The sequence below is a fragment of the Dokdonia ponticola genome, from assembly GCF_042653865.1.
Lineage (GTDB): Bacteria > Bacteroidota > Bacteroidia > Flavobacteriales > Flavobacteriaceae > Dokdonia > Dokdonia ponticola.
The window spans coordinates 347,494-373,550 of record NZ_JBHSFV010000003.1; the positions used below are offsets into that span (position 1 = coordinate 347,494).

A 26,057-nucleotide genomic window follows, 5' to 3' on the forward strand; every position below is an offset into this window, starting at 1 on the left:
AATACCATGAAAAGAAATCTGTACATACTCCTGTTGTTTTTGTGTCTGAGTATGCTTTCGCGAAAGCATATATACGCACAAGACCTAACACCATTTGCAGATCAAAATGTAGATGACCTAGGAGATGTGTCTGATGAATTTCAAGAAACTTTTTTTGAAGCGCTGAAGCAAAAAGGGATTGAAAACTATGAGCTTGCTATTACGGCGTTAAATAGATGTATCGCTATGGAGCCCACACAGGCTATCTTGTATTTTGAAAGAGGGAAAAACTATGAGGCACTCAAAAAGAACGATCTTGCCGAAGAAGATTTCCTTAAAACACTTTCTTTAAAACCTAACGAAGAAGCTGTTTTAGAAGCACTCTACGAACTCTATTATAAGAGTAAAGATTACGGAAAAGCAGAAAATACCGTAAAGCAACTTATTCCGTTTGACAGTCAATATAAAGAAGATTTATCTCGTATTTACACAGCTACAAAACGCTACGATGAAGCATTACAATTGCTAGATGCATTAGATTCAGAAAAGGGAGGCGATCCGTATCGAGATCAGTTGCGGGATCGTATTTATACGCTTTCTGGTAATGAAAAAGGACGTACCGATGCTATCGAAAAAAAGATTGCCAGCAACCCCACAGCAGAGGCAGATTATCTAAAACTCATTTATCTCTATAGCGAACAAGGGGAGACTCAAAAAGCCTATGAAACAGCTTTGAAGTTAAAGGAAATCAACCCAACCGCAGAAGAAGTTAACCTTGCACTGTACAAGCTGTACTTGGATGATGGAAAGACAGAAGATGCTATTCTCGCGATGAAAAATGTGTTGAAGAGTAATAGAATCACTCCCGATGCAAAACACCGCGTATTGAATGATTTTTTACTTTTTGCCAATAAAAACCCGCAGTACGAAGGGGCTTTGGAAGAAGCTATTTTGCTTTTTGATTCACAGGTAGCGGGTTCAAAAATCTATCAGGAGTTAGCTAACTATTTCATAAGCAAAGGGGCAAAAAGTAAAGCCTTGCCGTATCTTAAAAAAGCACTTGAAAATGATCCTGATAATATTGAAGTGATAAAAAAAACACTCTTACTACAATTAGATACAGGCGCTTTTCAAGATGCCGAAGAAATTGCTGCTTCTGCATTAGAGTTATATCCCTCACAACCTTTATTATATCTTACCTATGGAGTAGCCTTGAACAAGCAATCCAAATTTAAAGAAGCTATAGATCAACTAGAAATCGGGATAGATTATATCATAGATGACACACGAATGGAATCTGATTTTTACCAGCAATTAGGAGATGCGTATGCTGGCACAGGAAATGTAGCAAAAGCGCAACAATATATAGATAAGGCAAACGCTTTAAAAGCACAAAACAATAAATGAAACGACTCCTTTTATTACTTTTTATAGGAATGCTTTCTAGTTGTGGAGGCTCCAAAAAAATAGCCAATACGGCAACAACAGAAGATATTGCTACCGCCCGCCTTATTGAAAATCACTATGCTAATAGTTTTGATTTTACAACCCTTGTGGCACGTACGCGTGTTCGTTATGAGGATAAAAAATCGAGACAGACCGTCACGGTGAGTATCCGTATGGAAAAGGATAAAACCATATGGATGAGTGCTTCCATTTTAGGAATTACAGGCGCGAAAGTATTGATTACTCCAGAGAAGGTTTCTTTTTATGAAAAGATCAACAGAAATTACTTTGAAGGAGATTTTTCATTCTTAAGTCAATACTTTGGTGTGCAGATGAATTTTGAGCAATTACAACGCTTGCTCATAGGGCAAACGGTATATAACTTAAGAGAAGGGGCTTATCAAGTAGATCAAGTAGAGGGGTTGTATAAGATGACCCCCAAAAAACAACTAGATCTATTGAATCTCTTTTTCTTTATGGAACCTCAAGATTTTCTTATTAAAAAACAACAAGTTACACAACCTCAAGATAACCTATCGCTAGATGTAAACTACACCGAGCATCAATTGGTCAATGGGAAGCCATTTCCTAGAAATATTGATATTCAAGTGCAAGAAAATGCTGATCAAACTGATATTGAAATAGAGTATCGAAGTGTAGAGATCAATATTCCTGTGCGATTCCCCTTTTCAATACCTTCAGGATATACAAAAATAGCTTTAGATGCGTTCAAGTAAAAGAACATACACATTCATTTTAATACTAGGCCTTCTTTTAGGAGGTTTTCAAACAGTATATGCCCAAAAGCCTACACGTAAACAATTAGAAGCACAGAGAGCTTCTTTACTAGCAGAAATGCAACAATTAACCCGCTTACGCGAAAGCAATAAAAAGCAGGAAATCTCTCTATTAACGCAAGTAGAAGACTTAGATCAGCAGATACAAGTGCGATCTGATATCATAAAAGTAACCAATCGTCAAGCCAACCTCCTTACTCAAGAGATTAATGAAAATCTCAATAAAATGGAGAACCTTAGAGATGAGTTAAAAGATCTCAAAGAAGATTATGCGCTGATGATTCAAAAGTCATACAAGAGTAAAAGCGGTCAAAGCAAAATCATGTTTTTACTCTCTAGCGAAAGCTTTAAACAAGCCTATAAGCGTATGCAGTATATGAAGCAATACGCGAATTACCGTAAAAAACAAGGCGAGCAAATAAAAGAGCGTACCGCTTTATTACAAGAGGTAAACAAAGATCTTGTAGAACAAAAAAAAGCAAAAGAAACCCTTATTGCAGAAAATAAAGTAGCCAAGCAAAAACTCGACAGAGAAAAAGAATCGCAAGACCTATTAATCACTCAAATACGTAAAAAGTCAAACGTATATGCCGCTCAGATTAAAAAGAAGCAGCAACAAGCCGATGCCATAGATCGTCAGATAGATAAACTTATTGCAGAGGCAATTGCGGCAAGTAACGTTAAAGTAGGAAAATCAAAGACCAATACAAATTTTGCCTTGACACCCGAAGAGGTAAGTCTTGCTTCTAATTTTGCCTCTAATAAAGGGCGTTTAATATGGCCCGTAGAACGCGGTAGAGTATCAAGACGTTACGGTACTTCAAGACACCCCACACTTCCTAATGTCACCACGTATAACAGTGGTGTAGAAATAGAAACACCTCCAGATGAAGTGGTAAGAGCTGTTTTTAAAGGAGAGGTATTAAGCATACAAGATATGTCAGGAAGTAATTTGGTTGTTTATATAAAACACGGAGATTACATAACAGTATACTCTAATATAAAAAAAGTAAAGGTAAAAAAAGGAGACAAGGTTGATTTTAAACAACCTATAGGAGAGGTAGGTCTTAACGCATTCAATGGAAAAACATTATTCAAGTTTAGAGTTCAGAAAAATAAAACAAAAATGAATCCTTCAGATTGGGTAAAAGGATTGTAAAAATCAAAATCATCACATTGCTGCGCAACCAAAGCCAACTTTATACATCTACTTAGTATGTATAAAACAAAAATGTTACTATGGCTTGCCCTATGTTGTCTTCTGATAAGCTGTAGCGATCCTATAGAAAATAATAGTCGAATCGTTTTCGAGTTAAAAGTAATTGATGATACAAATCAGCCTATTCCTGATGTAGAAGTTAGCACATCTGTATTTAGAAGATTTGCTACTGCGATTGTTTTTTCAGTATCGAGTTTTGAAGGTATTCTAGGAGTAGGGGCAACAGATGCCCAAGGAGACGTTAGTCTGATTTCACTAGAACCAGACCAAACAGCAGATCGAATAGGCGTTTTGATCAATAGTAATGAGCAGTTTGCTGGAGATCCGATTAATCAAGATTATGGTGTTGTCATCTACCAACTAGACAGTATTGTAACTAAAACCACACTACTTCCTGATGTGATTTTAAAACGTAGTGCCATATTAGAAATAGAGATTATAGATTCTCCTGATATAGAAAGTACACTAGACTACACCATTACCTACCCTACAAGAATTCAACAATTTCAATTTCCCTCAGGAGAAGAGGCTGTAAGCGACAGTAGAACGGGATCAGGAATACCTGGGCCTATGGGTATACTAACTTTCGAGACCTTACAAAATACAACCGCTACGTTTGCGTACACTTTAACATTTAGTACGGGAGCGGTAGAGACCAATACTGTAGAAATTCCTATTAATCAAGAAATTGTCCAATATGCACTTGAATTTTAAAATTTTTATAGGCCTCTTTCTTTGTACGCAATTAGGTTGGGCACAAGAAAAAGCCAAAGACACAACTGCTATAAAAATTATTGAGACTTTTTTTGAAATCGCCTACACACAGCCCCTATTTTATGGAGATAATTTTATAAATAAAGGATACGATGTCAACAGCACGTTAGATTTTGGTGTTACCACTGATTTTTACTACAAAACAACCTTGCATTTTGATTTAAACGTTACATCTGCAGATGTGGTAAGACCTGAGTTAATTGGAAATATCAGATCAGCAAACTTGACCAGAGTTTCTTTTGGTATGGGCTACCCACTAGATATTGTAGATAAATTAAGTTTCTTGCCTTCATTACATGTAGGATATATAAAAATAGGACAAAAGGTAGAAGATGGAAAATTTAGAGATGATGGTGTTTTTCTTCAAATAGAAGCGGCTTTAAATTACAGATTATTTGAGTTTTTTGATATTTCTTTAGGTCTTAAAAATCACTATGATTTCATACGTATAGAGGCTCCATCTCAAGTACAATCATTTTTTGATAATGCACAATCTGTATACCCATATCTAGGCGTACGTTTTCGAGTAGATAAGTGATTTTATAAATAATTTGTTTAAAACGGATCGTTAAAACTGTCCTTACTTTTTCGGCGGAATCTAAGGCGTATTTCTAATTTAGAGAGGAATCCAAAAGCTTTTAGCTTGCCTAAAGATTATTTATTCATAAAGGGTACGCTTTCGCGAAAGCGGATACCACACAACACGCTGTAATGATTACTTTTCTAAATCACGTATATATCCGATAGACGGTACAAGATAATACTGCTAGTTTTGGGAGCGTATTATGAATGCTTTTTATGTGAACAGTGCTTTAAGCTCAGTGGCATCATTAGGTTTCATTTTTCCAGCAAGGACAAGACTCAGTTGCTTACGGCGTAATGCAGCATTAAATCGTTCTTTTTCCTGATCGGTTTCTGGAATTAGTTGTGGCACAGGAACAGGTGTTCCTTGTTCATCTACTGCTACAAAGGTATAAATAGCCTCGTTAGCCTTGCTACAGATTCCGCTCTCACGGTCTTCTATCCATACATCAATGTAAATCTCCATAGAGCTTTTAAAAGCTCTAGAAACTTTGGCTTCTACGGTGACCACAGTTCCTAAAGGAATCATCTTATTAAAAGCTACATGGTTTACAGAAGCAGTGACTACAATTCTTCGAGAATGTCTTCTGGCAGCGATACTCGCAGCTCTATCCATGCGCGCAAGTAATTCTCCTCCAAAAAGATTGTTAAGTGGGTTGGTTTCACTCGGTAAAACAAGATCTGTTAGTATGGTTTTAGATTCACTAGGTGTGCGTGCTTGCATAGGGACTTATTTTTTTGGCAAAGGTAGTCGGTATGACACAAAATACGAAGTTTGGAATCAATAAATTACGCTTAGATTTAAGCATCGCTTTTAGTGCTTTTGATAAGCAGCATGCATAAAAATAAATATAGATTAAAAAGGGAAGTAGTCTTACAAGTATTACAATACTCTTACATCCAACCAAGCAGATTTGTTATCTTCTTTTCTCACCTTACGAAGCACGGTTAATGCTTCTTGACTATTTTGATAACTTCCATAAACAACTTGATGTAAACCAAATTTATTGACACCAACAAGTCTGGCTTTGTCATATCCTTTGCTCTGTAATTGTTGGATTCTTTTTTCAGCATTTTCTTTGACTCTAAAAGCACCGGCAACCACGTGGTATTTTCCTTTGGGTTGTGTAAGATGTAAGGTAATAGCAGGTAGCGGATTTTCGATGACAAAAGTAGCTTGCTGAATTTGTTCATCTACTTGAGTTTTTGCCTCTTGCTCTGCGGCATAATTATGTGCTTCTATGTTTTTAAGGTAATTAAATCCCCCAAAACCAGCAATTCCAAGTGCTATAACAGCAATGGCGGCGTATTTTGTCCAACCGAAGGTAGCCCTTCTTTCTGGAGTAAAAGCAATCGGTGCTTTTACTTCTAAAGCTGTGATCTCTTCTTTATACACTTCTCTAGTAATTTGAGAGGAAGTAAAGGAAGAGAGTCCAAAAGAAGAAGACAAGTAGTTAAGATGATACGAAGGCTCAAATTGAAGCGTATGTTCTTCGCTTAATTGAAAAGAACCTACATTTTTAAGCTCAATAATAGACCCTTTATGCAAGCTATCAAATAAAAAGCGGACATAAGACGCGATCTTAGCATTCGCATCCTCGTGAGGAATTCTATCTTTTTTTGCAATATAATTCGCTAATAAACCATCAGTATCTGTAAGCTGTGCGTTGAAAGAAAGCTTTTTCTTTGGCGGATAAAAAGCATTCGTACTCTCATGAATGATAGCAGATTGATACTGTGTTAAAAACGCCCCAAAACCGGGTACGATTACACACTCATAACGGTATAAAAGGTCACTTATGTATTGGTCTAATTGCATAAAATAAAGATACTTTTTTTTAAAACTTCACAAAGAATCAACATGATATTTTATTAACAAATATGGGAGTCAGCTATGACTTCTTGATTTCCTGTATTTTGACGTAAAGAAGCACAAATTTTGAAAAACAATTACCTTTATGTAAAAATTCCTAAATCTTGTTTTTATTCCAATAATAAAAGTTGTTTCTTGTGTGCTTATTGCATACGTATATGACTGAAAACGAATTCCTTTCTTTACTCACCCTTCAGCATATCCCTCATCTAGGGGATGGAAGTATTAAAAAATTGATTCAACATTTTGGGAGTGCAGCGGTTGTGTTACAACAAAAAAAAGAGCATTTGCTTAAAATAGAAGGGATCGGAGAGCATAAATTACAATCCTTTTGGGATGAGAAGCATGCCGCTTTCGCGAAAGCAGAAGTAGATCACATCAAAACGCATAACATTACCTATAGTTGTTATACTGACGATCACTACCCACAGCGACTCAAACATTGTATTGATGGTCCTGTGATCCTTTTTGAAAAAGGAAATATACAACTACGCCAACGTAAAATAATTAGTATTGTAGGTACTCGGAAAATCACCTCCTACGGGACTGCTTTTGTAGAAAAACTCATCGAGGAAATCGCTCCTTTTAATCCAGTGATTGTTTCAGGATTTGCCTACGGCGTAGACATAACGGCCCATAAAGCTGCCATAGCCAATAACCTTCAAACGATAGGTATTCTTGCCCATGGGCTAGATAAAATGTATCCCAAAGTACATAGTAAGTACGTAAAAGAAGTAACTGAAAACGGGGGTTTTATGACTGATTTCTGGACTTCAGATACGTTTGTACACACTAATTTTTTACAACGTAATCGTATTATTGCAGGACTTAGCGAGGCGACTATTGTGATAGAAAGTGCCGCCAAAGGCGGCTCTCTGGTCACCACCGATTTTGCCAATGGCTATCACCGTGATGTATTTGCTGTACCCGGAAGAGCCAATGATCCGCTGAGTATCGGATGTAATAATTTGATCAAACAACACAAGGCACATTTGCTGACTTCTGCAGCAGATCTAGCGTATATCCTTAATTGGAAATTAGAAGAAGATACCCCATTACCTGTGCAGAAAAAACTTTTTGTAGAATTAGATGATGATGAAAAATGTATCTGGCGCTTTTTGACAGATCATGGTAAAGAACAACTAGACCTGATTGCATTACACTGTAAAATGCCTACACATAAAATAGCGGGTATTCTCCTCACCATGGAACTCAAAGGTGTGATCCGTCCTTTACCCGGGAAGTTATTTGAGGTAATTTGATACTTTTTATCACACTTTCGCAAACTTACTAGTTAGCGGAGCAAGAGCATAAAATCAAAAAGGCCCAAGTAATACTTGAGTCTTTTTGATTTTATTTCCGATTTCGTTTTTCTATTTTCTCATATAGATTACCCTTTTATCTTTTTTGGCAATGCTTTGTATCCCATATTGTATAAAGTAAACCCATAGATATCGGCATATTGCTCAATGGTTTTACTTACAGGAGTCCCTGCACCATGTCCGGCATCAGTTTCAATACGAATGAGTACTGGAGCATCTCCAGCTTGTTTTGCTTGTAATTCAGCAGAAAATTTAAAAGAATGTGCAGGGACCACACGATCATCATGATCTCCTGTAGTCACTAGTGTTGCTGGATATGAAACCCCTTCTTTTACATTGTGAACAGGCGAATACCCTTTAATGTATTCAAACATTTCTTTACTGTCTTCTGCGGTACCATAATCATATGCCCATCCTGCACCCGCAGTAAACGTGTGGTATCTGAGCATATCCATAACACCTACTGCTGGTAAAGCGACTTTCATAAGATCAGGACGTTGGGTCATGGTAGCGCCTACCAGAAGACCTCCATTAGACCCTCCGCGAATAGCTAAATATTCGCTAGAGGTATATTTCTGGTCAATAAGATACTCTGCCGCAGCAATAAAATCATCAAATACATTTTGCTTTTGCATTTTAGTTCCTGCATCATGCCATTCTTTTCCGTACTCGCCACCGCCACGTAAATTAGGCACTGCATACACACCACCTTGCTCCATCCAGACTGCATTTGTAATACTAAAACTAGGCGTAAGACTTACATTAAAACCTCCATAACCATATAAAATGGTAGGGTTTTTTCCGTTGAGTTCGATGCCTTTTTTGTGGGTGATAATCATAGGTATTTTAGTCCCATCTTTTGAGGCATAAAATACTTGGGTGCTTTCATAGGCATCTGGATTAAAATCAATAGCAGGTTTTCTAAATAATTCTGATTCACCACTTTTAATATCGTATTTATAAATATTACCAGGCGTTATGTAATTACTAAAACTATAATAAAGTTCTGTTTCTTCTTTTTTACTTCCAAAACCTCCTGCAGATCCTACCCCCGGTAATTCAATTTCTCGGATGAGGTTGCCGTCATAATCATATTGGAGTACTTTGGAAACGGCATCTACCATATAATTTGCAAAAATATTTCCTCCGCCAGTTCCTGCATTTAATACGTTTTTTGTCTCAGGAATAAGATCTACCCAGTTTTCAGGACGTGGGTCACTTGCATCTACAGCAACAACACGTTTATTAGGCGCATTAAGATTGGTAGATAAAATAAGTTTAGATCCTACATTATCCATGAGATAGGTATCACTATCTGTATGATCTAGAATGGTGACAAGCTTGCTATCGGGTTTTGTGAGGTCTTTAATATATAACTTATTCCCAGAGGTGCTTACTCTTGGACTAATTAATAAATAACGATTATCTTGAGAAACAGTACCATAAATATAACGATGCTTTTCTTCCGGAGTACCCCCAAAAATAAGGGCATCCTCAGATTGTGGGGTGCCAAGCTTGTGATAGTATACTTTATGCTGGTCTGTTTTAGCAGAAAGCGCACTTCCTTCTGGTTTGTCATAACTTGAGTAGTAAAAACCTTCATTTTTGTACCAACTCATGCCAGAAAACTTAATATCTACAAGGGTGTCTTCTACGATTTTTTTTGACTCGGCATCCATAATTAGGATTTTACGCCAGTCACTTCCACCTTCTGAGATGCTATACGCAAACGTTTTTCCGTCTTCAGAAAAACTAGTGCCTCCTAAAGAAATGGTTCCATCTTCAGAAAATGTGTTTGGGTTTAAGAATACAGTAGCTGTTTCTGGGTCATCTCCTGTTTTATAGTGATAGATCACATATTGATTCTGCAACCCATCATTTTTATAAAAATAGGTGTAATCTCCCTCTTTAAAAGGAGACCCTATTTTTTCATAATTCCATAATTTCTCAAGACGTTCTTTAAGTTCTGCTCTAAATGGGATGGTATCAAGATATCCATAAGTAACTTGATTTTGGCGTTTTACCCAATCTTCAGTTTCGGCACTACGGTCATCTTCGAGCCAACGGTATGGATCAGGTACGTCTATGCCAAAATAGGTATCAACGGTATCTACTTTCTTGGTGGGTGTATAGGTCACTGCAATAGGTTTTTCTATAAATTTTACATCATTTGTACAAGAGAATAGCACGCTACTCAAAAAGGCTAAAAATAGAACTCTTTTCATAAGACTAAAATATATTTAAGTAGTGAAGATACGGATTTGTACGCTTTCACGAAAGTGAAGTTTATATTGAGCTTGTCGAAGTACGAGAGCATAAAAAACCCCACCTAAAATTGGCAGGGTGTATTTTACTTTATAGAGTGACTTATTTACTGCATAAGATGCCTGAAATTAGCCCAGCTTTTATAAATAAAATAGAAATTAACAATGGCTACTAATAAAGCAGGTCCTATGTTTGCTGGGTTTAACACTGCATGGAAAAGTACCACATTTACAGAGATAGGTATGAGGGCAAGTAAGGCTGCGGGGAATGCTTTTTTTATGATAAATAAAATACCTACCACCGCTTCAAGACCTCCTACCAATGGCCACATATAGCCACTATCTGTAAAGGCTTGAAATAATGTTTTAGCACCTACATCTTGTCCGAAATCAAAATCTGGTAAAAACCAGAAAAATTTATTAAGTCCAAAAATAAGGAGCATGACTCCCATACCGATTCTAATAATTGTGTTTACTAATTTCATGAGTCTTATTTGTTTTGGTTATTATCGAGCTCTTAGACGCAGTACTTTTACTTCTATTACAAAACAATATAAAACAATTGTCAATTTTACTTAAATCTCACAAATCACTCATTTAATAAATCTTGAAAAAGTGCTATAAAACGGCTTATATGAAGACCGTCTACGAGACCATGATGAACATATACAGCAACAGGCATTGTCTTTTTTTCATTTTTTGAAGTTACTTTTCCAAAAGAAATTTTAGGAACACTGTCTTTTCTTTTAAACATTCTTGAATGAGTAATGGCGCTAAAATCAAGCCAAGGAATTGCTGAATAATGAATAACACTGTTAGGATTTTCATCAGAAAATAAGGCATCACTTTGCTGGATACGTTCTATTTCTTTTTGTGTAGTTTTTGCAAACGTATCAAAATCTTCTGCATACGGAATGTAAGTAAACCCAAAGGTTTCATTAGATCTCATAATAGTCGCTGAGGCACCGATATGGTTATGTACAATCACTTCATTATCTGGCGTAATACGGTATTTAAAATTTTCAATTTGATTGGTTGCTAACACGCATTTATGTAAATAATATTGAAAAAAAGAAACCCTTTTTTCTTTTGCTTTTGCATGGCTATGGTCACATCAACCGTTACGGTGAGACCAAAATAGGGTTCTTCAAATTGGTTAAAAAACTCGAAATGCTGTTTGCGCTTCCAAGTGGATAGATTTATTTTTTTCATGGTTGTGCATCTATAAAATCACGAACTCTTTTTGATAAATAATGTTCATTTCCAAATTTAGACACATATATACTTAGCGCTCTATTCGCATGTATTTGTGAGTATTTTTCCTCTTTCTCAATTCTAGCAATTTGAGCATAAAGAAAGTAAATGTCTGCAAGAAAATCATGTGAATCAGGGTATTTTAAAATCGCAATCTCTTTTGCTTTTTGAAGTTCTTTTTTTGCTAAAATAGTATTCCCTTTGTTTAAATTAAGTTCAGCTATATTGTAATATATTTTTGAATTGTTAGGATGATTTTTACCATACACTTTAAGACTAAGTGCGATTGCTTTTTGAAACAAGGAATCTGAGGTTTTATATTTTTTTTCGTGTAACGCTACAAGCCCTTTTCCGTTTAAAGTGACAGATACATCAGCTTTTAAGTATGTTTTTTCTTTATTGTTTAGTATATGATTATATATAGAATCTGCAATTTTCAAATTGTCTTGCGCATAATATAAATAAGCTATTTTGTTTAGAGTCGCAGCACTTTGTATAGAGTAAGTGTCTACAGTTTCATCAATTTGATATTTTGTTTTTTCAGTATATGTTTTGAGCGCATCAAAACGACCCAAGATAAGATTGATTTCTGCTAAACTAAGAAGAGGATTGACTAGATCTAAATGTGTTTTCCCGTTAGTCCTCTCAAAATAGTTAAGCGATGCTGTGTATATACTTTCTGCATTGGTGTAATTGCCTAATTGTAATTCAATAGCAGCTTCTTTAAGTTTAAACCTATGGTATCTTACATTGTCTTTACCTATTTGATTTATTATAATTTCTGTTCCCTGTTTAATTTCTTCTTTTGCCTTTTTATATAATCCTTTAGCCAAAGAAATAGAGGCCTGTAAGCTTAAACTTTCACTTACTAAAATAGGGAGCTCTTTTGCCTCATAACAATTCTTTGATTTTAATGTAATCTTTTCTGCTTTGTCAAGCTCATATATTTGAAGTTTTAAGAATGCATCGTAAAAAAGATTGCTACAATAATAATCTGAGTATTCATTTATAAGATCATAATTTTCATCAATCACTTCACTTGCTTTTTGAAGACTATCTAAAGCAGATAAATTAAGTGCTATGTTCTGATTATTACTCACAATTTCATCTTGAAAATCTAGCAATTCGTTATCCTTAATTATTTGATTTGATATTCTATATATATCATTAGAATCATTATAATATTCCTGTTCCTTTAAATATTCAGCATAATCTACTAAAAGATTTGACAGTGAAATATCTTCTTTATCTACAAGTTCCTGATAGGTTATGATAGCTTTATAAAATAAAGAGTCCGCTAGTTCAGGCTCAAATTCTTTTATTGCCATAGCTTGATTTCTTAAAACATAGGCGGCTTCGTCACGATAATACATGGGGATAGAATCTGTATAATATAATTCCTTCTCAGCGAGTTGATAATATCGTAAAGCTTCTTTATATTTTTCATTGTCATATAGCTTACTTCCTTTTTTGGCGTATGCATTATAAAGAGTCGTAAATGCACCGTTTATTTCCCATAAATCTGATTTTGAATTAGGAGTAATGCTATCAATACCTAACCATTTTAGCCCTTCATTTTTAGATTTTATGGCATATTGAATAGCAGTATCAAACTGTTTGTTTTTAATTGCTTCTTTATAAAGCTTTTCATATCTAAATATATTGATATTTGCTTTTAAATGAGGAATATCTCTGTTTAGACTATACAAAACTGCCTGATAAACAGTTTGTCTAGGCTTTGGAAACGCAAAAAATAACATAATAATTAAGAGTACTGTAGATCTAAGTATAATCCATTTTTTACGCTTAAAATAGCCACTTTTAAGAATTGCAAAAATGAGATAATATAATAAGATTCCCACAAGAGGGAATAAAGGTAGTATGTATTGAACATCCCTTTTTATTCTTATAAGGGAAGGAAGCGTAAAGAATATTAGTCCAAAAATGATTCCAGTAATTATAGATAGAGACTTGTATTCAAGGGTGTCTTTAAAAAGAAAATACCCTCTAACACTATAAAAAAGGCTTAGTATCCATAATGATAAATCAAAAAGGACATGTGTAGCCCAAACTCCTGAAATAAGATGGATGCTAAGTAATCCTAAAGAGATAAGTAAAAGTATTTTTTCTGTTTTTTGCAAAAGAATATTTTTAATAATAATACAAAAAAACCTCCACAAGGGAGGTTTTGAATACGGTATAAAATTACTTTTTACACCAATCCATTCGCGATAAGATATTCTCCAATCTGAACCGCATTGGTAGCAGCTCCTTTACGTAGGTTGTCAGAGACAATCCACATATTCAAAGAGTTTTCTTGTGAGTGATCACGACGTATACGCCCTACAAAAACATCATCTTTGCCTTCTGCATACATTGGCATTGGGTAGGTGTTGGTATCTGGATTATCTTGTACGGTAACCCCATCTGTCTCACTAAGGAGTTTACGTAGTTCATTAAGATCATAGTCTTTATGAAACTCTAAATTCACAGATTCACTATGACCTCCTACCACAGGAATACGAACAGCAGTAGCAGTCACTGCAATCGTACGGTCATCTAGTATTTTTTGAGTTTCATTAACGAGCTTCAGCTCTTCTTTGGTATATCCATTTTCTTCAAAAACATCACAGGCAGGAATGGCATTGCGGTGAATAGGATAGGGATACGCCATTTCTCCTTTGGCTCCTGCATATTCGTTTTCTAATTGTTGTACCGCTTTAACGCCTGTTCCTGTGATTGATTGATACGTAGAAATCACTACTCTTTTGATTCCATATTTTTTATGCAATGGCGCTAGTGCTAATACCATTTGTATCGTAGAGCAGTTAGGGTTAGCAATGATTTTATCTTCTTTGGTTAATGCATTTGCATTTATTTCTGGAACCACTAGTTTTTTAGTGCGATCCATACGCCAAGCAGATGAGTTATCTATAACTGTAGTACCTACTTCAGCAAATTTTGGCGCATATTCAAGAGAAGTCGCACCTCCTGCAGAAAAAATAGCAATATCGGGTTTGGCAGTAATTGCCTCCTGCATAGAATAAATAGTATATGCTTTCTGTTTATAAGTAATCTGTTTCCCTACAGATCGCTCAGAAGCGACAGGGATCAATTCGGTTATAGGAAAATTACGCGCTGCAAGTACTTGCAACATGACTTGGCCTACCATTCCGGTAGCACCGACAACGGCTACTCTCATTAGGATATGTGGATTAAAATATAAAAGTTCAAATGTAGCAACAAGTGCTTAATTAATTGATGTAAAAAGATCTAAAAAAGAAATAATGTTTCTGTGGGATACAAAAGAAGCAAAAAATGTAGTATTTCTAACAAAAAGAACCGCCTCTGTTAGATGACAAAGGCGGTTTAAATTGAGAATATATAGTGTAGCGGTGGCTACGGTACTTTTATTTTTTAAGCGAATCTCTGATTTCTTTTAATAAATCAATTTCAGATGGCCCTGGATCTGGTGCAGGAGCCGCTTCTTCTGCTTTTTTCTTTGTTTTATTGTATGCTTTTATAATCATAAACAATACAAAACCAACAATAATTAAATTAATAACCGTGTTAATCCACTCTCCATACATGATGGCATTTTCAGGAGTAACCACAGCACTGTCAGCGCCAAGAACAGCTTCAGTAAGAACAATCTTTTTATCAGCAAAATCGATTCCTCCTGTGAAATATCCTATAATTGGCATCATGATTTTATCGGTAAATCCTTTGACTACGCCGTTGAGAGCAGCACCTAGAATGACTGCTACCGAAAGCTCTATGACGTTACCCGTCATGATAAATGCTTTAAATTCTTTTAACATCTTAATTTGGTTTAAAGGTTAATGAGCTTCGAAGGTACTAAAAAAATAAATTCATTTAACAAAACTTTAATAGTCCAACGCCTCCTATCGAAGAATGACACGTTTTACCCGTTGAGATACCGCCGTGAGTAATTCATAAGAGATAGAATGGATCGTTGCCGACACATCAACAGCAGAAACATGTTTGTCAAAAATGACCACTTCGTCGCCTTCTTTACAGTTTATATCTGTAACATTCACCATGAGCATATCCATGCAGACATTGCCTATAATAGGAGCTTTTTTGCCGTGTATGGTGACATATCCGACTCCATTTCCGTAGGCTCTAGAAATCCCATCAGCATGACCTATCGGTATGGTGGCGGTTTTTTGATAATCGCTGGCTTTATAAGCACGATTATATCCAACAGTTTCACCAGGTTCTATGGTGTGTATTTGGGAAATGACCGATTTGAGAGAAGATACGGGTTGTAATTTAGCATCCTCCTCGGGCGTATTGCCATACCCATATAATCCTATACCCGTCCTGACCATATCAAATTGTGCTTCTGGATAATTGATAATGGCAGAAGTATTACTTTGATGTAAAAAAGGGGTATAGTCTAACGAGTTAAGAAGTGTGCTTGCTATTTTTGTAAAACGAGCAATTTGATTTTTGGTAAATTCTTGTTCCTTTAGATCTTCACTAGCCGCAAGGTGAGAAAAAATAGAGGTAACCTTGATCGCATGCGTTTCTTTGAGCTGCTCTAAAATCCATTGGGTGTCATTTTCCCAAAACCCTAGACGGTTGAGTCCTGTATTAAATTTGAGGTGTACAGGATAGTTTTGTTGGTGTTGTGCTTTCGCGAAAGCGGAAAAACCTTTAAAAACACGGGGACTATATAAACTAGGTTCCAGACAGTGCTTAATAATCATGTGGAAATTATCAGGCTGGGGATGTAATACTAAAATACGTGACTTTACACCTGCTTTACGCAATGCTTTCCCTTCATATGCATAGGCTACTGCAAAATAGTCAATCCCTAATTCTTCTAGCAAAAGAGCCACTTCACAGGCATCGCTTCCGTAACCAAAAGCCTTTACAACGCCCATCATTTTGACATTCTTAGAGAGCTTAGATCTGAGATACGTATAATTATGCTGTAAGGCTTTAAGATCTATTTCTAGACGAGTGACACCCATAAGAGCTTATTTATTGGTGTTTGTATTGGGTGCTTTTTCTGGAATCACCTCAGTAGGGTCAGTTACCTCCATTTTTTTGAGACGATCTCGTAGCATCGCTTTGTAATAAGCGCCTCGACTTAAAGGCTCGTACTCTTCGGTTTCTCCTAAAAGGACTAGTTTGTCATTTTGTGCTTTACGATAGCTATATTGTGCTAGATTTCCTGTACGGGTACATACCGCATGTACTTTGGTTACATATTCGGCTGTAGCCATGAGCGCTGGCATGGGACCAAAAGGATTTCCTTTAAAATCCATATCAAGACCAGCAATAATGACTCTAATACCTCTGTTGGCAAGGTCATTACACACTTTTACAATCTCATCATCAAAAAACTGAGCTTCATCAATACCTATCACATCACATCCATCGGCTAGCATAGGAATATTTGCAGCCGCAGGAACGGGTGTAGAGCGTATTTCATTCGAATCGTGAGAGACTACCATATCATCGTCATAACGGGTGTCTACAGTGGGTTTAAAGATCTCTACTTTTTGCTTTGCAAACTGGGCGCGTTTAAGCCTACGGATGAGTTCTTCTGTTTTACCAGAGAACATAGATCCGCAAATTACTTCGATCCAACCGAATTGCTCTTTATGATTTACTGTGTTTTCAAGAAACATTTTGTACTTTTCAAGACCAAAACGCCATTTCTAGCGTTTGATGTAAAATCAGGGTAAATTTATCAAAAAAGGGGCGTAATCAACGTTACCTATTCAAAAGTTATGAAGAAATCTATTAAAGCAGAATTAATAAGTCTCGCACACAAAATATTACAAGGCAAGGATGACACTTCGTATGCACAAATGACAGCGCAGTCTCGAGCTCTTTATGAGAAATTAACGGTGCTATCTTATGCAGAAAAGCTGGAGAAGTCTGGACAACCTACGATTGGATTGTCTCAACTTGAAGAAATTATAGAGGAGGTTTCGACTACAGAAACACTAATTTCTGACCCAAAAGAAATTGCGACGCCACCTGTAGTAGAAGTAGAAGAAAAAACACAAATACCTGAAACACCTACCCCTAAAACACCCGCTCAGATTGTTGCAGAAAATGAAGCGCGTTTTGCAGAAGCTAGAGCTAATGATAGACATAGACCTGACGGAACTGTTTTTAATGAAGATGATCCCGTACACGAACCCGTTATTGAAAAAATAAAAGATATGGTGGCCGAAATGCCACCAGAGGCATCTGCTATAGATGCCATAGTAGAGTCTATAGAGCCTCAGGATCGCTATCAAAAAAACGATATGTTTGACATTGGAGGAGAGTTTGCTCAGACGCCTATTTTTGATCCTGTCACTGTTGCAGAAGAGGAGGTAACTCCTAAAAATTTGAACGACAAACTCAAAAACGGACTCAAAATAGGACTGAATGATAAGCTTGCTTTTATAAAACATCTCTTTAACGGAAGTGATACGGATTACAATCGCGTATTGTCACAATTAAGCACATTTGGCTCCTTAGAAGAAGCAAAGCAGTTTATACATCAAATGGTAAAACCTGATTATGACTCTTGGGAAGGAAAAGAAGAGTACGAAGAGCGATTTATGCAGATTATTGAAAACAAGTTCAATTAATCGCTCTACGCTATGAAAATTCAAAAAATTAGCTACTGGATCGCTACCCTGATAACATGTGGAATTTTTGTGTTTTCTGCCCAAATGTATTTTAGAAATACCGAGATGGTAGAAGGATTTTTTGAGATTCTTCAGTATCCTACCTATATTGTTATTCCGCTAGCAATAGCAAAAGTCCTTGGAATTGTAATGGTGCTTTGGCGAGGGATACCGTGGTTAACAGAATGGGCCTATGCAGGCTTGTTTTTTGATGCTGTTTTAGCATTTGCAGCCCACACACATGCAAATGACGGCGGGTATCTTTTTTCGTTACTAATATTAATTTTCTTACCCATATCGTATTTCTTGGGAAAAAGAATACGCCCCATGTATGACGTGTGAAATCGAAAACGAAATCGAAGTTGAAAAAGTGAAGCAATTGATACGTTCATTTTTTTTCTTTTTTTTGATAACCCAATAACCCAATAACCCAATAACCCAATAACCCAATAACCCAATAACCCAATTGTCAAAACTATACCTTGTCCCAACACCTATTGGAAACTTAGAAGATATTACGCTGAGAGCTATACGTGTGCTTAAAGAAGTAGATCTTATTCTCGCTGAAGATACCCGTACCAGCGGAAAGTTGCTAAAGCATTTTGAGATTACCACGCCTATGATGAGCCATCATATGCACAATGAACATAAAACGGTAGAAAACCTTGTAAAACGCCTACAAGCAGGAGAAACCATTGCTTTGATAAGCGATGCGGGAACACCTGCTATTTCTGATCCTGGGTTTTTATTAACTAGAGCCTGTGTAGAAGCCGGTATTGAAGTAGATTGCCTTCCAGGCGCAACCGCATTTGTCCCTGCACTTGTCAACAGCGGATTGCCCAATGATAAGTTTGTTTTTGAAGGGTTTCTTCCTGTAAAAAAAGGAAGACAAACACGCCTTTTAGCACTCGCTGAAGAAACACGAACCATCATTTTTTATGAATCTCCTCATAAACTCATAAAGACCTTGGGACATTTTGCCGAATTTTTCGGAGATGATCGTCAAGTATCTGTATCTAGAGAGATTACAAAGCTTCATGAAGAAACGATACGCGGCACTGTCAAAGAAGTGCTGGCGCATTATACCAAAAAACCTCCAAAGGGGGAGATTGTGATTGTACTTGCTGGGAAAAAATAAGATGAAAAATTTAGTTACATCTATACAATCTTGTACTGTTTGTAAAGCCCACCTTCCAGTAACACCCAACCCTATATTTAGGATACATCCCAAAGCACGTGTCGTTATTATTAGTCAGGCGCCCGGATCTATTGCGCATCAATCTTCTGTCCCTTGGAAAGACCCAGGGGGTCGCCAACTAAGATTATGGTTGGATTGTGACGAAGAGACTTTCTATGATCCTACAAAAGTGGCTATTGTTCCTATGGGATTTTGTTATCCTGGTAAAGGAAAAACAGGTGATTTACCCCCAAGACCCGAATGTGCTCCATTATGGCATGAAGTAGTGCTTAATAGTATGCCAGAGACTAAACTTGTAATTTTAATAGGGAACTATTCACAAAAGTACTACCTAAAAAAGACAAGAAAAAAGAACCTTACAGAGACCGTCAGACATTTTCAGGAGTATTTGCCAGAGGTGTTTCCGTTGCCACACCCTTCGCCTCGTAATAGGTTTTGGCTCACTAAAAACCCATGGTTTGATACAGATGTTCTACCTAGGGTTCAGTCCGCTTTCGCGAAAGCGGTATCAGATTGATTTTATAAGGAAGAGTGAAAAGAGATCGTTAGTCGTGTTTGGGATACTTAAAAGGTAATTTTAAATCGTCAACGTTCCAGGGTGTTTGAACGGCGATCATGCGTAATAATTCACCTAATCCAACAAGATGTTGATGTGCTTTTATTTTTTTGCCATGAGCGTTTGTGAAGATAAGAAGACCTGTTAAAGGGTTGAATTTTATAGAAGTAATATCACTCCAATTCATGGAGACTCCCTTTTTATAGACACTAATAGCTTCTATTCTATTAGAGTTAAAGTGAACGCTGTGATTTACATACCAAATAGCAGAGATATACCCTAATCCTCCAAACAAAATCAAAAATGCCGAACCGATTACCCATTCATTACCATCCTTAATAGTCAGACCTGCAGCAAGAAACCCTACACACCCTAAACTAATAAAACTAATACCCATATACCAGTATAGTTTATGCAGTTTCAGCTCAAAATTGCCCCCTAATGAACTCCTTACACGTTTCTTTATGCTTTTGTTTAGATAGGAAGACACTAAAGCTACTAAAATCATGGTGATTGCTGGTACTATGATTTTATCCATTTGTTTTATCGTCTAAAAAGAATACTTGGCCGCTAGAATCAAATTACGACCTGCTGCCGAAATTCCAGAGGCGTATGTTCTATAGCGTTGGTCTGTAATATTATCTAAGTTTGCTGTAAGATTCCAATGCTCATCTAGCTTGAATTGACTAGATAGATTGAGTGTATACCATTTTGGAGAAAATGGATTTCCATTGGCGTCTACTGCAAAAAGCTCAGGACTGTCACTAACTTCAGGTGATAAATCTTCAAAGTTTAAAGCGCCATTATAGTTCACAAAGGCATTGAGGATCCATCTGTCTTTTTTCCAAATAAGATGTGTATTTCCAAACGTAGGAGCTACGTGACGTACAGGAAGTAAAGATCCGTCTTCTTCCTTTTGTTCTCCTCGGGTAATATTAAATTGAGAAGTGAGGTTAAAGTTGTGCGGTAATGTAATATCAATTCCCGCTTCAAAACCCCATACTCGTGCAGATCCAGCATTTTGGACAGCTTCTATATTGACGGTTTCTCCATCAAACTCGATGGTTGAAGATCCATTAAGTGTAAAATCTCTACGTACCAACGCATTTTCTAGTTTTGAATAATATACATTGGCATCAAACGTAACGATATTATTGAAGTTTAAAACCGCTCCTATCTCTGCATTATAGGCATATTCGGCTTTTAAATTAGGATTTGGAATAACCAAGTCCCCATCGCCACTATCAAATACTTTTCCGAGGTCATCTATATTGGGGGCTCTAAAAGCAGTAGAGAGATTTGTTTTAAGTAAGACTGTTTTAGAAACTTCATAGTTAAGCCCCGCACTCCCTGTAAAATTTCCAAAATCTAATCGGGATTCTTCAAAAGGGAAGTTGAAAAAGAGATTATTACCTCTAAAATCCGTAAAAATAAATAACTCGTTATAGCGTAAGCCTGTATTCAGCTTTAGTTTAGGAGCAAGATTAAATTGCCCCGTTACATATACAGCCAATGATTGCCATGAAGAGCCATCAGGATAGCGGGTATCGGTACGTTCAAATGCTCCTGTTTCTATATCGGTGGTAGAGCCGTTAGAATTTACGTAGTTATAGACATATTCAAGACCATAGTTAAGTTTGGTTTTGCGATTTTTAAGTTTTTTGGTAAAATCTAATGCTGCCGAATACGCATTGACTCGTTCTGTACGACTCCGGAGGCTAGTTCTTCCAAAACGCCTATCATTTCTACTTTCTTCAGAATTTTGAAAAGCAACGGTTGCTTGGACGCGATCATACCAACGACCTGAACCTTCTTTGTTAATCTGCAAGCTTGTTAAAAACCATTTTTGAGGGCCATAAAACCATTCTGCAGATCGTAAGTTCCCATCTTCATCTCTTTGTGTGAGGCGATCATATCGATCATAATCTGAAGTAATTGCATAGGATACATTAAAATTAAAATCCCATGTATTATTGGGTGTATACCTTACTTTTTGTAAGAAATTATAGCTAGTATACCCAGTGCTTACTTGTTGCAAAGGATCATCATTTTGTACCACTACATCTTGGCCATCGATGCGGCGGACAAATTCATTACGTAAAAACGCATCTGGGCCATGTTTTCCTTGACGTTGATCTCCGTAGTCTGAAAAACTTGCACTGGTAAGAAATGCCCATTTTTTTGATCCTATAGTAACATCAAAATGTCCTGTTTTTTCACTATTTGCTGTACTGTAGCGTGCGAGTGCATTTCCAGATACCAAAAGCCCTACAGAGTCTGTTTTTAAAAGTTGCGGTTTTTTAGTGTAAAAATTTAAAACACCTCCTACGGCATCACTACCATATATCACCGATCCTGGCCCAAGGATCACTTCTGTTTTTTCTAGAGCAAAAGGATCTATTGAAATAATGTTTTGTACATTTCCGCCTCGAAAAATGGCAGTATTAAAACGTATTCCGTCTAGGGTAATCAGGAGTCTATTGGTAGAATATCCTCGTATAGAAGGGCTTCCGCCACCTAGTTGGCTTTTTTGCACAAATACTTGTCCACTTGTTTGTAGTAAATCTGCAGCGGTTTGTGGGTTGTACAATTCAATATCTTCTTTTGAAAGGCCTACTATTTTTTGAGAAATATCGCTTTTCTTTTGTCCAAATTTTGATACAGATAAAATGATTTCACCAAGACTATTTTCTAATTGTTTTAAAAAAACTTTATTGTCATAGGCTATAATTTGTGCTTTGGTATAGCTGGCTTTTTGATGTGCTACTTCTGAGAAGATAATTTTTTCTGCTTTCGCGAAAGCGGATATATCTGCCTTACCGTCAAAATCTGTAATCGTACTTATACTTTTGTCTTCATTGTACAGCGTGACACTTGGAATAGGCTCTCTTGTATCTATATCAAGAACGGTAATTTGTTGTGCTTGCGATGTAAATGTTATCAATAAAAGTAGAATAAATGTATGACGCATTTAGGTAAAAATTGAATTAAGCACAGCAAGTGAGCGAGGTTTTTTAAAACCGTGCAAATGTAGCTCATAATACTGTAGTAACATAGTGAGGAAATCACTACGTTGTCTTTGGTTTAGTTTGATTTCAGGTAATGCATCAAATTTTATGCCCAATAGCCTTTTTAGAATGTTAATTTGCATACCATTTTGGCAATACATATTTATTTCTGAAGCTTCAAAAGTGCCCTCTATAAGATTAAAATATTCATAATCAATATGGGTCTGATCGGGATAAAAACCAAGGTATTCTGTAAGTTTTACTAAAAATAATAGATGAAAATTTGCAATGTTATCATGAGTGTCTAACCAAATTGTAGAAGCAGTCAAGTAATCAAATAATAGTGCGTTTTCTTCTTCTTCTATAATCGTATTGCGCAATACGTCAGAAATAAAGAAGACTACTGCTGTTTTGGCAATATCTGTATGAAGGTTTCTGTACTGATAATCTACTTTTGCCTCTCGTATAGTTTCTAGTGTGCCCTTGTCTTTATGGTTTGCTTCTATCTCTAGTAAAGTAAGCGGTTGAAACATGGCTGTTCTGAGCTTTCCTTTTTTAGATTTTAAGATATTTCGCAGTAGATATGACTTAAGACCGCTGCTTTTTGTAAAACATTTTACGATAAGATCTGCTTCGCTATACTTAAGAGCAGAGATGACTATTGCCTGCGTTTTAATAAGCATTATCGTATAATCATCAGTTTGGCGATTTGAGTTTCTAGTGCATCTGGACCTGTAATGAGGATGAGGTATACACCAGAAGCAACTCTGTGCCTTCCAAAAGCTCTCGTATCCCAAGTAATGCTTCCGCCCACGGTATTTTCTTCGTACACAAGATTTCCAGTTATATCTGTAATTTTCACATTGGTACGTGCTGTAAGTCCTTGTATGGTTACTTCTCCATTAAAGGTAGGCCTCACAGGATTAGGATATACAATGACTTCTTCCAAATTTTCTGCGGGTCCTGTATTAGTACCATTAAAAGAGACTAGCCCTTCGGTAGTGGCAAAGTATACGGTACCTGTTTCTGGATCGAGTGCGATATCTTGAACGTTATTGGAGGGTAAAGGCGAGTTGTCTTCTGTAAAATGAAATAGGGTTTCTTGACCACTTGGAGAAAAAAGAAAAACACCAGAATCTATAGTAGATATCCATTTGTTGTTTGCGCCATCTACTACAATTTCTGTAACAGATTGGTCATTAAGTAACTCTTGGGCTAGGCCATCTTGGAGTATAATAATAGCATTTGTAGTTACACTAGATTCTGTAAATATAGAGGAGGGTGAAAATAAAACACGTAGGCCTCTTCGAGTCCCTATCCATAAGGATCCGTTGCGATCTAGGGTGAGTGCTCTTATATCGTCATCTGGAAGATTTGCACCTTCTTCTTCTCCAAAAATACGGGCAAAGTTTCCCGTATTTGGATCATATCCTGCTACGCCAGCATTACTAGTTCCTAAATATATTCTACCATCTCCTGCAATCACAACATCATCTATTCCTAAGGCATCAATTACGTCAGGAAGATCGTTTTCGAAGGAGATAGCATTAAATTGCCCCCCAGGGGAAAGCCGATTAAGGATATTAGGGACTCTAGCATTTGATATCCATAAATTTCCTTGCCTGTCAAAAGCGCTTCCGTTTACACGAACACTGTTATTATTGGCACCTATCCCTCGTAAAGAACTATTATTTTCGTCGTACAAAATAGTGGGTACTTCGTCATTTACTTCTAAGAGTCCAGACCCAAAAGAACTAATATAGAGTTGATTGGTGTTTTGAGGATTTATAGAGATAAAAGAAAGATCTCTAGCTCCAAAAATACTATCTGCTGAAATATTATTCCATATACTTTCTGTGGTGAGATGGCTTATGCCTCTTCTTCTATTTCTAGGTGCATATGTGATGCTATATTCTCCATAGGTAACCCATAATTCATTGGCAACGGCATTAATATTAAAAGGATCGTTGCGCAAAGGACCGTTGGGTAGTATTTGAGAAGCTTCAGCTCCATTTAGCGGGACACTTATCACACCAGAACCCAAGGTCGAAATAAATAGAGAGCCATTTAAAACAACAGATGCACTATAGGCTGAATCAAAATCAGGAATATTTGAAAATGAATTGGTCACAACACCTCCTGTATTATATATAGTTACTGTATTTTCTGTGGTAACACTTAAGACTTCACCATTGGATTCAAGGTCTTCAATGGTTTCTGAAAGTTGCTGAAAAGGCGTAAAATTGGTTCCTGTAGTAGATTGTAATAATTGTGTTCCATTTGCTAGATATAAGGCATCATCAAGAGCGGTAATTCCTTGATAAGATCCTGTCGTAATGGTAGACCAATTATTAAAATCTATAATATTTGAATTATTGACAATAGCTCTTCTTACGCCTCCATCGCTACTTGAAGCATAAATAAATTCATCGAGGATGGTGGTTTGCGTGATATTTAATTGAGAACCATTGTCTCCAATAAAATAAGAATCATCAAACTCTAATTGTCCTAGGTCGTATAAAGAGATACCAAATCCAGTAGAAATATATACGAATCCATTAAACTCTGAAAAGTGATTGATTCGTTTGGTGTCTGGAGGAATAGAGACTCGATTAAATATATCAACCACGGTAATTACATTTTCACTATTTCCTACAATGATATCTATGATCCCATTTTCATACCCAATGAGTAGGGTGTCAAATGCTTCACTATAATAGATAGAAGAAATACGATTCCCGGAAAGACCATTTATGGTTGATCTTGTGATGGTACTCCCATTAATGGTCGAAAAGATAAACACCGCATTTTCTGAAGCGGCATAGATTCGCCCGTTTCCTTGATTAATATCCCCTACAGTAGCAAAAGAAAAATGACCTGTCCACTCATCAGAAAAGTCCTGTCCGTAGAGTGGTAGGCACAACAATAGTAATAAAAGGATATAAAGTTGTCTCACGTGTGTTTTATTCTTCTTTTAAACCGTTCAAAAATACAATTATTGCCTCAGTCTTTTAATAATACTATTTACCAATTAAATTTACTGTAATAAAACGTCCTTCTTTACTTTCTATTTCAGAATAAAAAAGAAAAAAAACAATATTTCCTTTTCCAGTAGATTCA

25 protein-coding genes are annotated in these 26,057 nt (G+C 36.5%); 10 read left to right on the plus strand and 15 right to left on the minus strand.

Annotation, left to right across the window (positions count from 1 at the left end; all coding sequences use genetic code 11):
• Nucleotides 1-6 precede the first annotated feature (6 nt).
• Genes ACFO3O_RS07825 through ACFO3O_RS07845 form a run of 5 tightly spaced genes read left to right on the plus strand, consistent with a single transcriptional unit; the run spans nt 7 to nt 4,753 of the window.
• The gene (locus ACFO3O_RS07825; protein ID WP_379978035.1) at nt 7-1,386 is read left to right on the plus strand and encodes a tetratricopeptide repeat protein; all 1,380 of its coding nucleotides are present in this window, start codon (nt 7-9) and stop codon (nt 1,384-1,386) included.
• Nucleotides 1,383-2,162, plus strand: coding sequence for a lipoprotein insertase outer membrane protein LolB1 (gene lolB1 / locus ACFO3O_RS07830; RefSeq protein ID WP_379978036.1), 780 nt, complete (start codon nt 1,383-1,385; stop codon nt 2,160-2,162). The genes ACFO3O_RS07825 and lolB1 overlap by 4 nt, the downstream gene beginning before the upstream one ends.
• Nucleotides 2,149-3,381: a murein hydrolase activator EnvC family protein gene (locus tag ACFO3O_RS07835; protein ID WP_379978037.1), complete on the plus strand. Its 1,233-nt coding sequence runs from the start codon at nt 2,149-2,151 to the stop codon at nt 3,379-3,381. Before lolB1 ends, ACFO3O_RS07835 begins: the two co-directional genes overlap by 14 nt.
• A gap of 57 nt (nt 3,382-3,438) precedes the next feature.
• Complete coding sequence (locus ACFO3O_RS07840; RefSeq protein ID WP_379978038.1) at nt 3,439-4,155, plus strand: hypothetical protein; 717 nt, start codon at nt 3,439-3,441, stop codon at nt 4,153-4,155.
• A complete protein-coding gene (locus ACFO3O_RS07845; protein ID WP_379978039.1) occupies nt 4,145-4,753 on the plus strand; it encodes a hypothetical protein in 609 nt (202 codons plus the stop codon). The genes ACFO3O_RS07840 and ACFO3O_RS07845 overlap by 11 nt, the downstream gene beginning before the upstream one ends.
• A 258-nt stretch (nt 4,754-5,011) precedes the next feature.
• Here ACFO3O_RS07845 and ACFO3O_RS07850 read toward each other — a convergent pair whose 3' ends face one another.
• Nucleotides 5,012-5,521 carry an acyl-CoA thioesterase gene (locus ACFO3O_RS07850; protein ID WP_379978040.1) on the minus strand — a complete coding sequence of 170 codons (510 nt, stop codon included), beginning with the start codon at nt 5,519-5,521 and terminating at the stop codon, nt 5,012-5,014.
• 159 nt (nt 5,522-5,680) lie between these two features.
• Entirely contained in the window at nt 5,681-6,616 is a 936-nt protein-coding gene (locus ACFO3O_RS07855; protein ID WP_379978041.1) for an HU domain-containing protein, read from the minus strand.
• A gap of 212 nt (nt 6,617-6,828) precedes the next feature.
• On the opposite strand from ACFO3O_RS07855, the gene dprA reads away from it, so the two are divergent.
• Nucleotides 6,829-7,932: a DNA-processing protein DprA gene (gene dprA / locus ACFO3O_RS07860; protein ID WP_379978042.1), complete on the plus strand. Its 1,104-nt coding sequence runs from the start codon at nt 6,829-6,831 to the stop codon at nt 7,930-7,932.
• A gap of 128 nt (nt 7,933-8,060) precedes the next feature.
• Here the strand turns inward: dprA and ACFO3O_RS07865 are convergent, their stop codons facing one another.
• The 9 genes from ACFO3O_RS07865 to ACFO3O_RS07905 form a co-directional block, all read right to left on the minus strand.
• A complete protein-coding gene (locus ACFO3O_RS07865; RefSeq protein WP_379978043.1) occupies nt 8,061-10,217 on the minus strand; it encodes a prolyl oligopeptidase family serine peptidase in 2,157 nt (718 codons plus the stop codon).
• 146 nt (nt 10,218-10,363) lie between these two features.
• Entirely contained in the window at nt 10,364-10,741 is a 378-nt protein-coding gene (locus ACFO3O_RS07870; RefSeq protein WP_379978044.1) for a DoxX family membrane protein, read from the minus strand.
• A gap of 104 nt (nt 10,742-10,845) precedes the next feature.
• Nucleotides 10,846-11,301, minus strand: a complete 456-nt coding sequence (locus tag ACFO3O_RS07875) for a CatA-like O-acetyltransferase (protein ID WP_379978045.1) — start codon at nt 11,299-11,301, stop codon at nt 10,846-10,848.
• Nucleotides 11,295-11,468 carry a CatA-like O-acetyltransferase gene (locus tag ACFO3O_RS07880; RefSeq protein WP_379978046.1) on the minus strand — a complete coding sequence of 58 codons (174 nt, stop codon included), beginning with the start codon at nt 11,466-11,468 and terminating at the stop codon, nt 11,295-11,297. Before ACFO3O_RS07880 ends, ACFO3O_RS07875 begins: the two co-directional genes overlap by 7 nt.
• On the minus strand, nt 11,465-13,651 hold the full coding sequence (locus ACFO3O_RS07885) for a tetratricopeptide repeat protein (RefSeq protein WP_379978047.1): 2,187 nt from the start codon (nt 13,649-13,651) through the stop codon (nt 11,465-11,467). The genes ACFO3O_RS07880 and ACFO3O_RS07885 overlap by 4 nt, the downstream gene beginning before the upstream one ends.
• Before the next feature lie 71 nt (nt 13,652-13,722).
• A complete protein-coding gene (locus ACFO3O_RS07890) occupies nt 13,723-14,712 on the minus strand; it encodes an aspartate-semialdehyde dehydrogenase (RefSeq protein WP_379978048.1) in 990 nt (329 codons plus the stop codon).
• A 208-nt stretch (nt 14,713-14,920) separates the two neighbouring features.
• Nucleotides 14,921-15,331, minus strand: coding sequence for a large conductance mechanosensitive channel protein MscL (gene mscL / locus ACFO3O_RS07895; RefSeq protein WP_379978049.1), 411 nt, complete (start codon nt 15,329-15,331; stop codon nt 14,921-14,923).
• An 84-nt stretch (nt 15,332-15,415) separates the two neighbouring features.
• The gene (gene alr / locus ACFO3O_RS07900; protein WP_379978050.1) at nt 15,416-16,513 is read right to left on the minus strand and encodes an alanine racemase; all 1,098 of its coding nucleotides are present in this window, start codon (nt 16,511-16,513) and stop codon (nt 15,416-15,418) included.
• A gap of 6 nt (nt 16,514-16,519) precedes the next feature.
• On the minus strand, nt 16,520-17,176 hold the full coding sequence (locus ACFO3O_RS07905; RefSeq protein WP_379978051.1) for a thymidine kinase: 657 nt from the start codon (nt 17,174-17,176) through the stop codon (nt 16,520-16,522).
• A 102-nt stretch (nt 17,177-17,278) separates the two neighbouring features.
• On the opposite strand from ACFO3O_RS07905, the gene ACFO3O_RS07910 reads away from it, so the two are divergent.
• The 4 genes from ACFO3O_RS07910 to ACFO3O_RS07925 all read left to right on the plus strand — a co-directional run bounded on the left by ACFO3O_RS07910 (nt 17,279) and on the right by ACFO3O_RS07925 (nt 19,890).
• Nucleotides 17,279-18,136, plus strand: coding sequence for a hypothetical protein (locus ACFO3O_RS07910; protein WP_379978052.1), 858 nt, complete (start codon nt 17,279-17,281; stop codon nt 18,134-18,136).
• Between the two features lie 12 nt (nt 18,137-18,148).
• Nucleotides 18,149-18,517: a DoxX family protein gene (locus tag ACFO3O_RS07915; RefSeq protein WP_379978053.1), complete on the plus strand. Its 369-nt coding sequence runs from the start codon at nt 18,149-18,151 to the stop codon at nt 18,515-18,517.
• A gap of 124 nt (nt 18,518-18,641) precedes the next feature.
• Nucleotides 18,642-19,313 (plus strand): 16S rRNA (cytidine(1402)-2'-O)-methyltransferase, encoded by a 672-nt coding sequence (rsmI, locus tag ACFO3O_RS07920; protein ID WP_379978054.1) that lies wholly within the window; start codon nt 18,642-18,644, stop codon nt 19,311-19,313.
• A gap of 1 nt (nt 19,314) precedes the next feature.
• Nucleotides 19,315-19,890, plus strand: coding sequence for a uracil-DNA glycosylase family protein (locus ACFO3O_RS07925; RefSeq protein WP_379978055.1), 576 nt, complete (start codon nt 19,315-19,317; stop codon nt 19,888-19,890).
• Nucleotides 19,891-19,918: 28 nt separating this feature from the next.
• On the opposite strand, the gene ACFO3O_RS07930 is transcribed toward ACFO3O_RS07925, so the two are convergent.
• Genes ACFO3O_RS07930 through porZ form a run of 4 tightly spaced genes read right to left on the minus strand, consistent with a single transcriptional unit; the run spans nt 19,919 to nt 25,893 of the window.
• Nucleotides 19,919-20,467 carry a hypothetical protein gene (locus ACFO3O_RS07930; protein WP_379978056.1) on the minus strand — a complete coding sequence of 183 codons (549 nt, stop codon included), beginning with the start codon at nt 20,465-20,467 and terminating at the stop codon, nt 19,919-19,921.
• Between the two features lie 12 nt (nt 20,468-20,479).
• Nucleotides 20,480-22,900 (minus strand): TonB-dependent receptor plug domain-containing protein, encoded by a 2,421-nt coding sequence (locus ACFO3O_RS07935; protein ID WP_379978057.1) that lies wholly within the window; start codon nt 22,898-22,900, stop codon nt 20,480-20,482.
• Nucleotides 22,901-23,620, minus strand: coding sequence for a DNA repair protein RecO (gene recO / locus ACFO3O_RS07940; RefSeq protein WP_379978058.1), 720 nt, complete (start codon nt 23,618-23,620; stop codon nt 22,901-22,903).
• Nucleotides 23,620-25,893: a type IX secretion system anionic LPS delivery protein PorZ gene (porZ, locus tag ACFO3O_RS07945; RefSeq protein ID WP_379978059.1), complete on the minus strand. Its 2,274-nt coding sequence runs from the start codon at nt 25,891-25,893 to the stop codon at nt 23,620-23,622. Before porZ ends, recO begins: the two co-directional genes overlap by 1 nt.
• Nucleotides 25,894-26,057 lie beyond the last annotated feature (164 nt).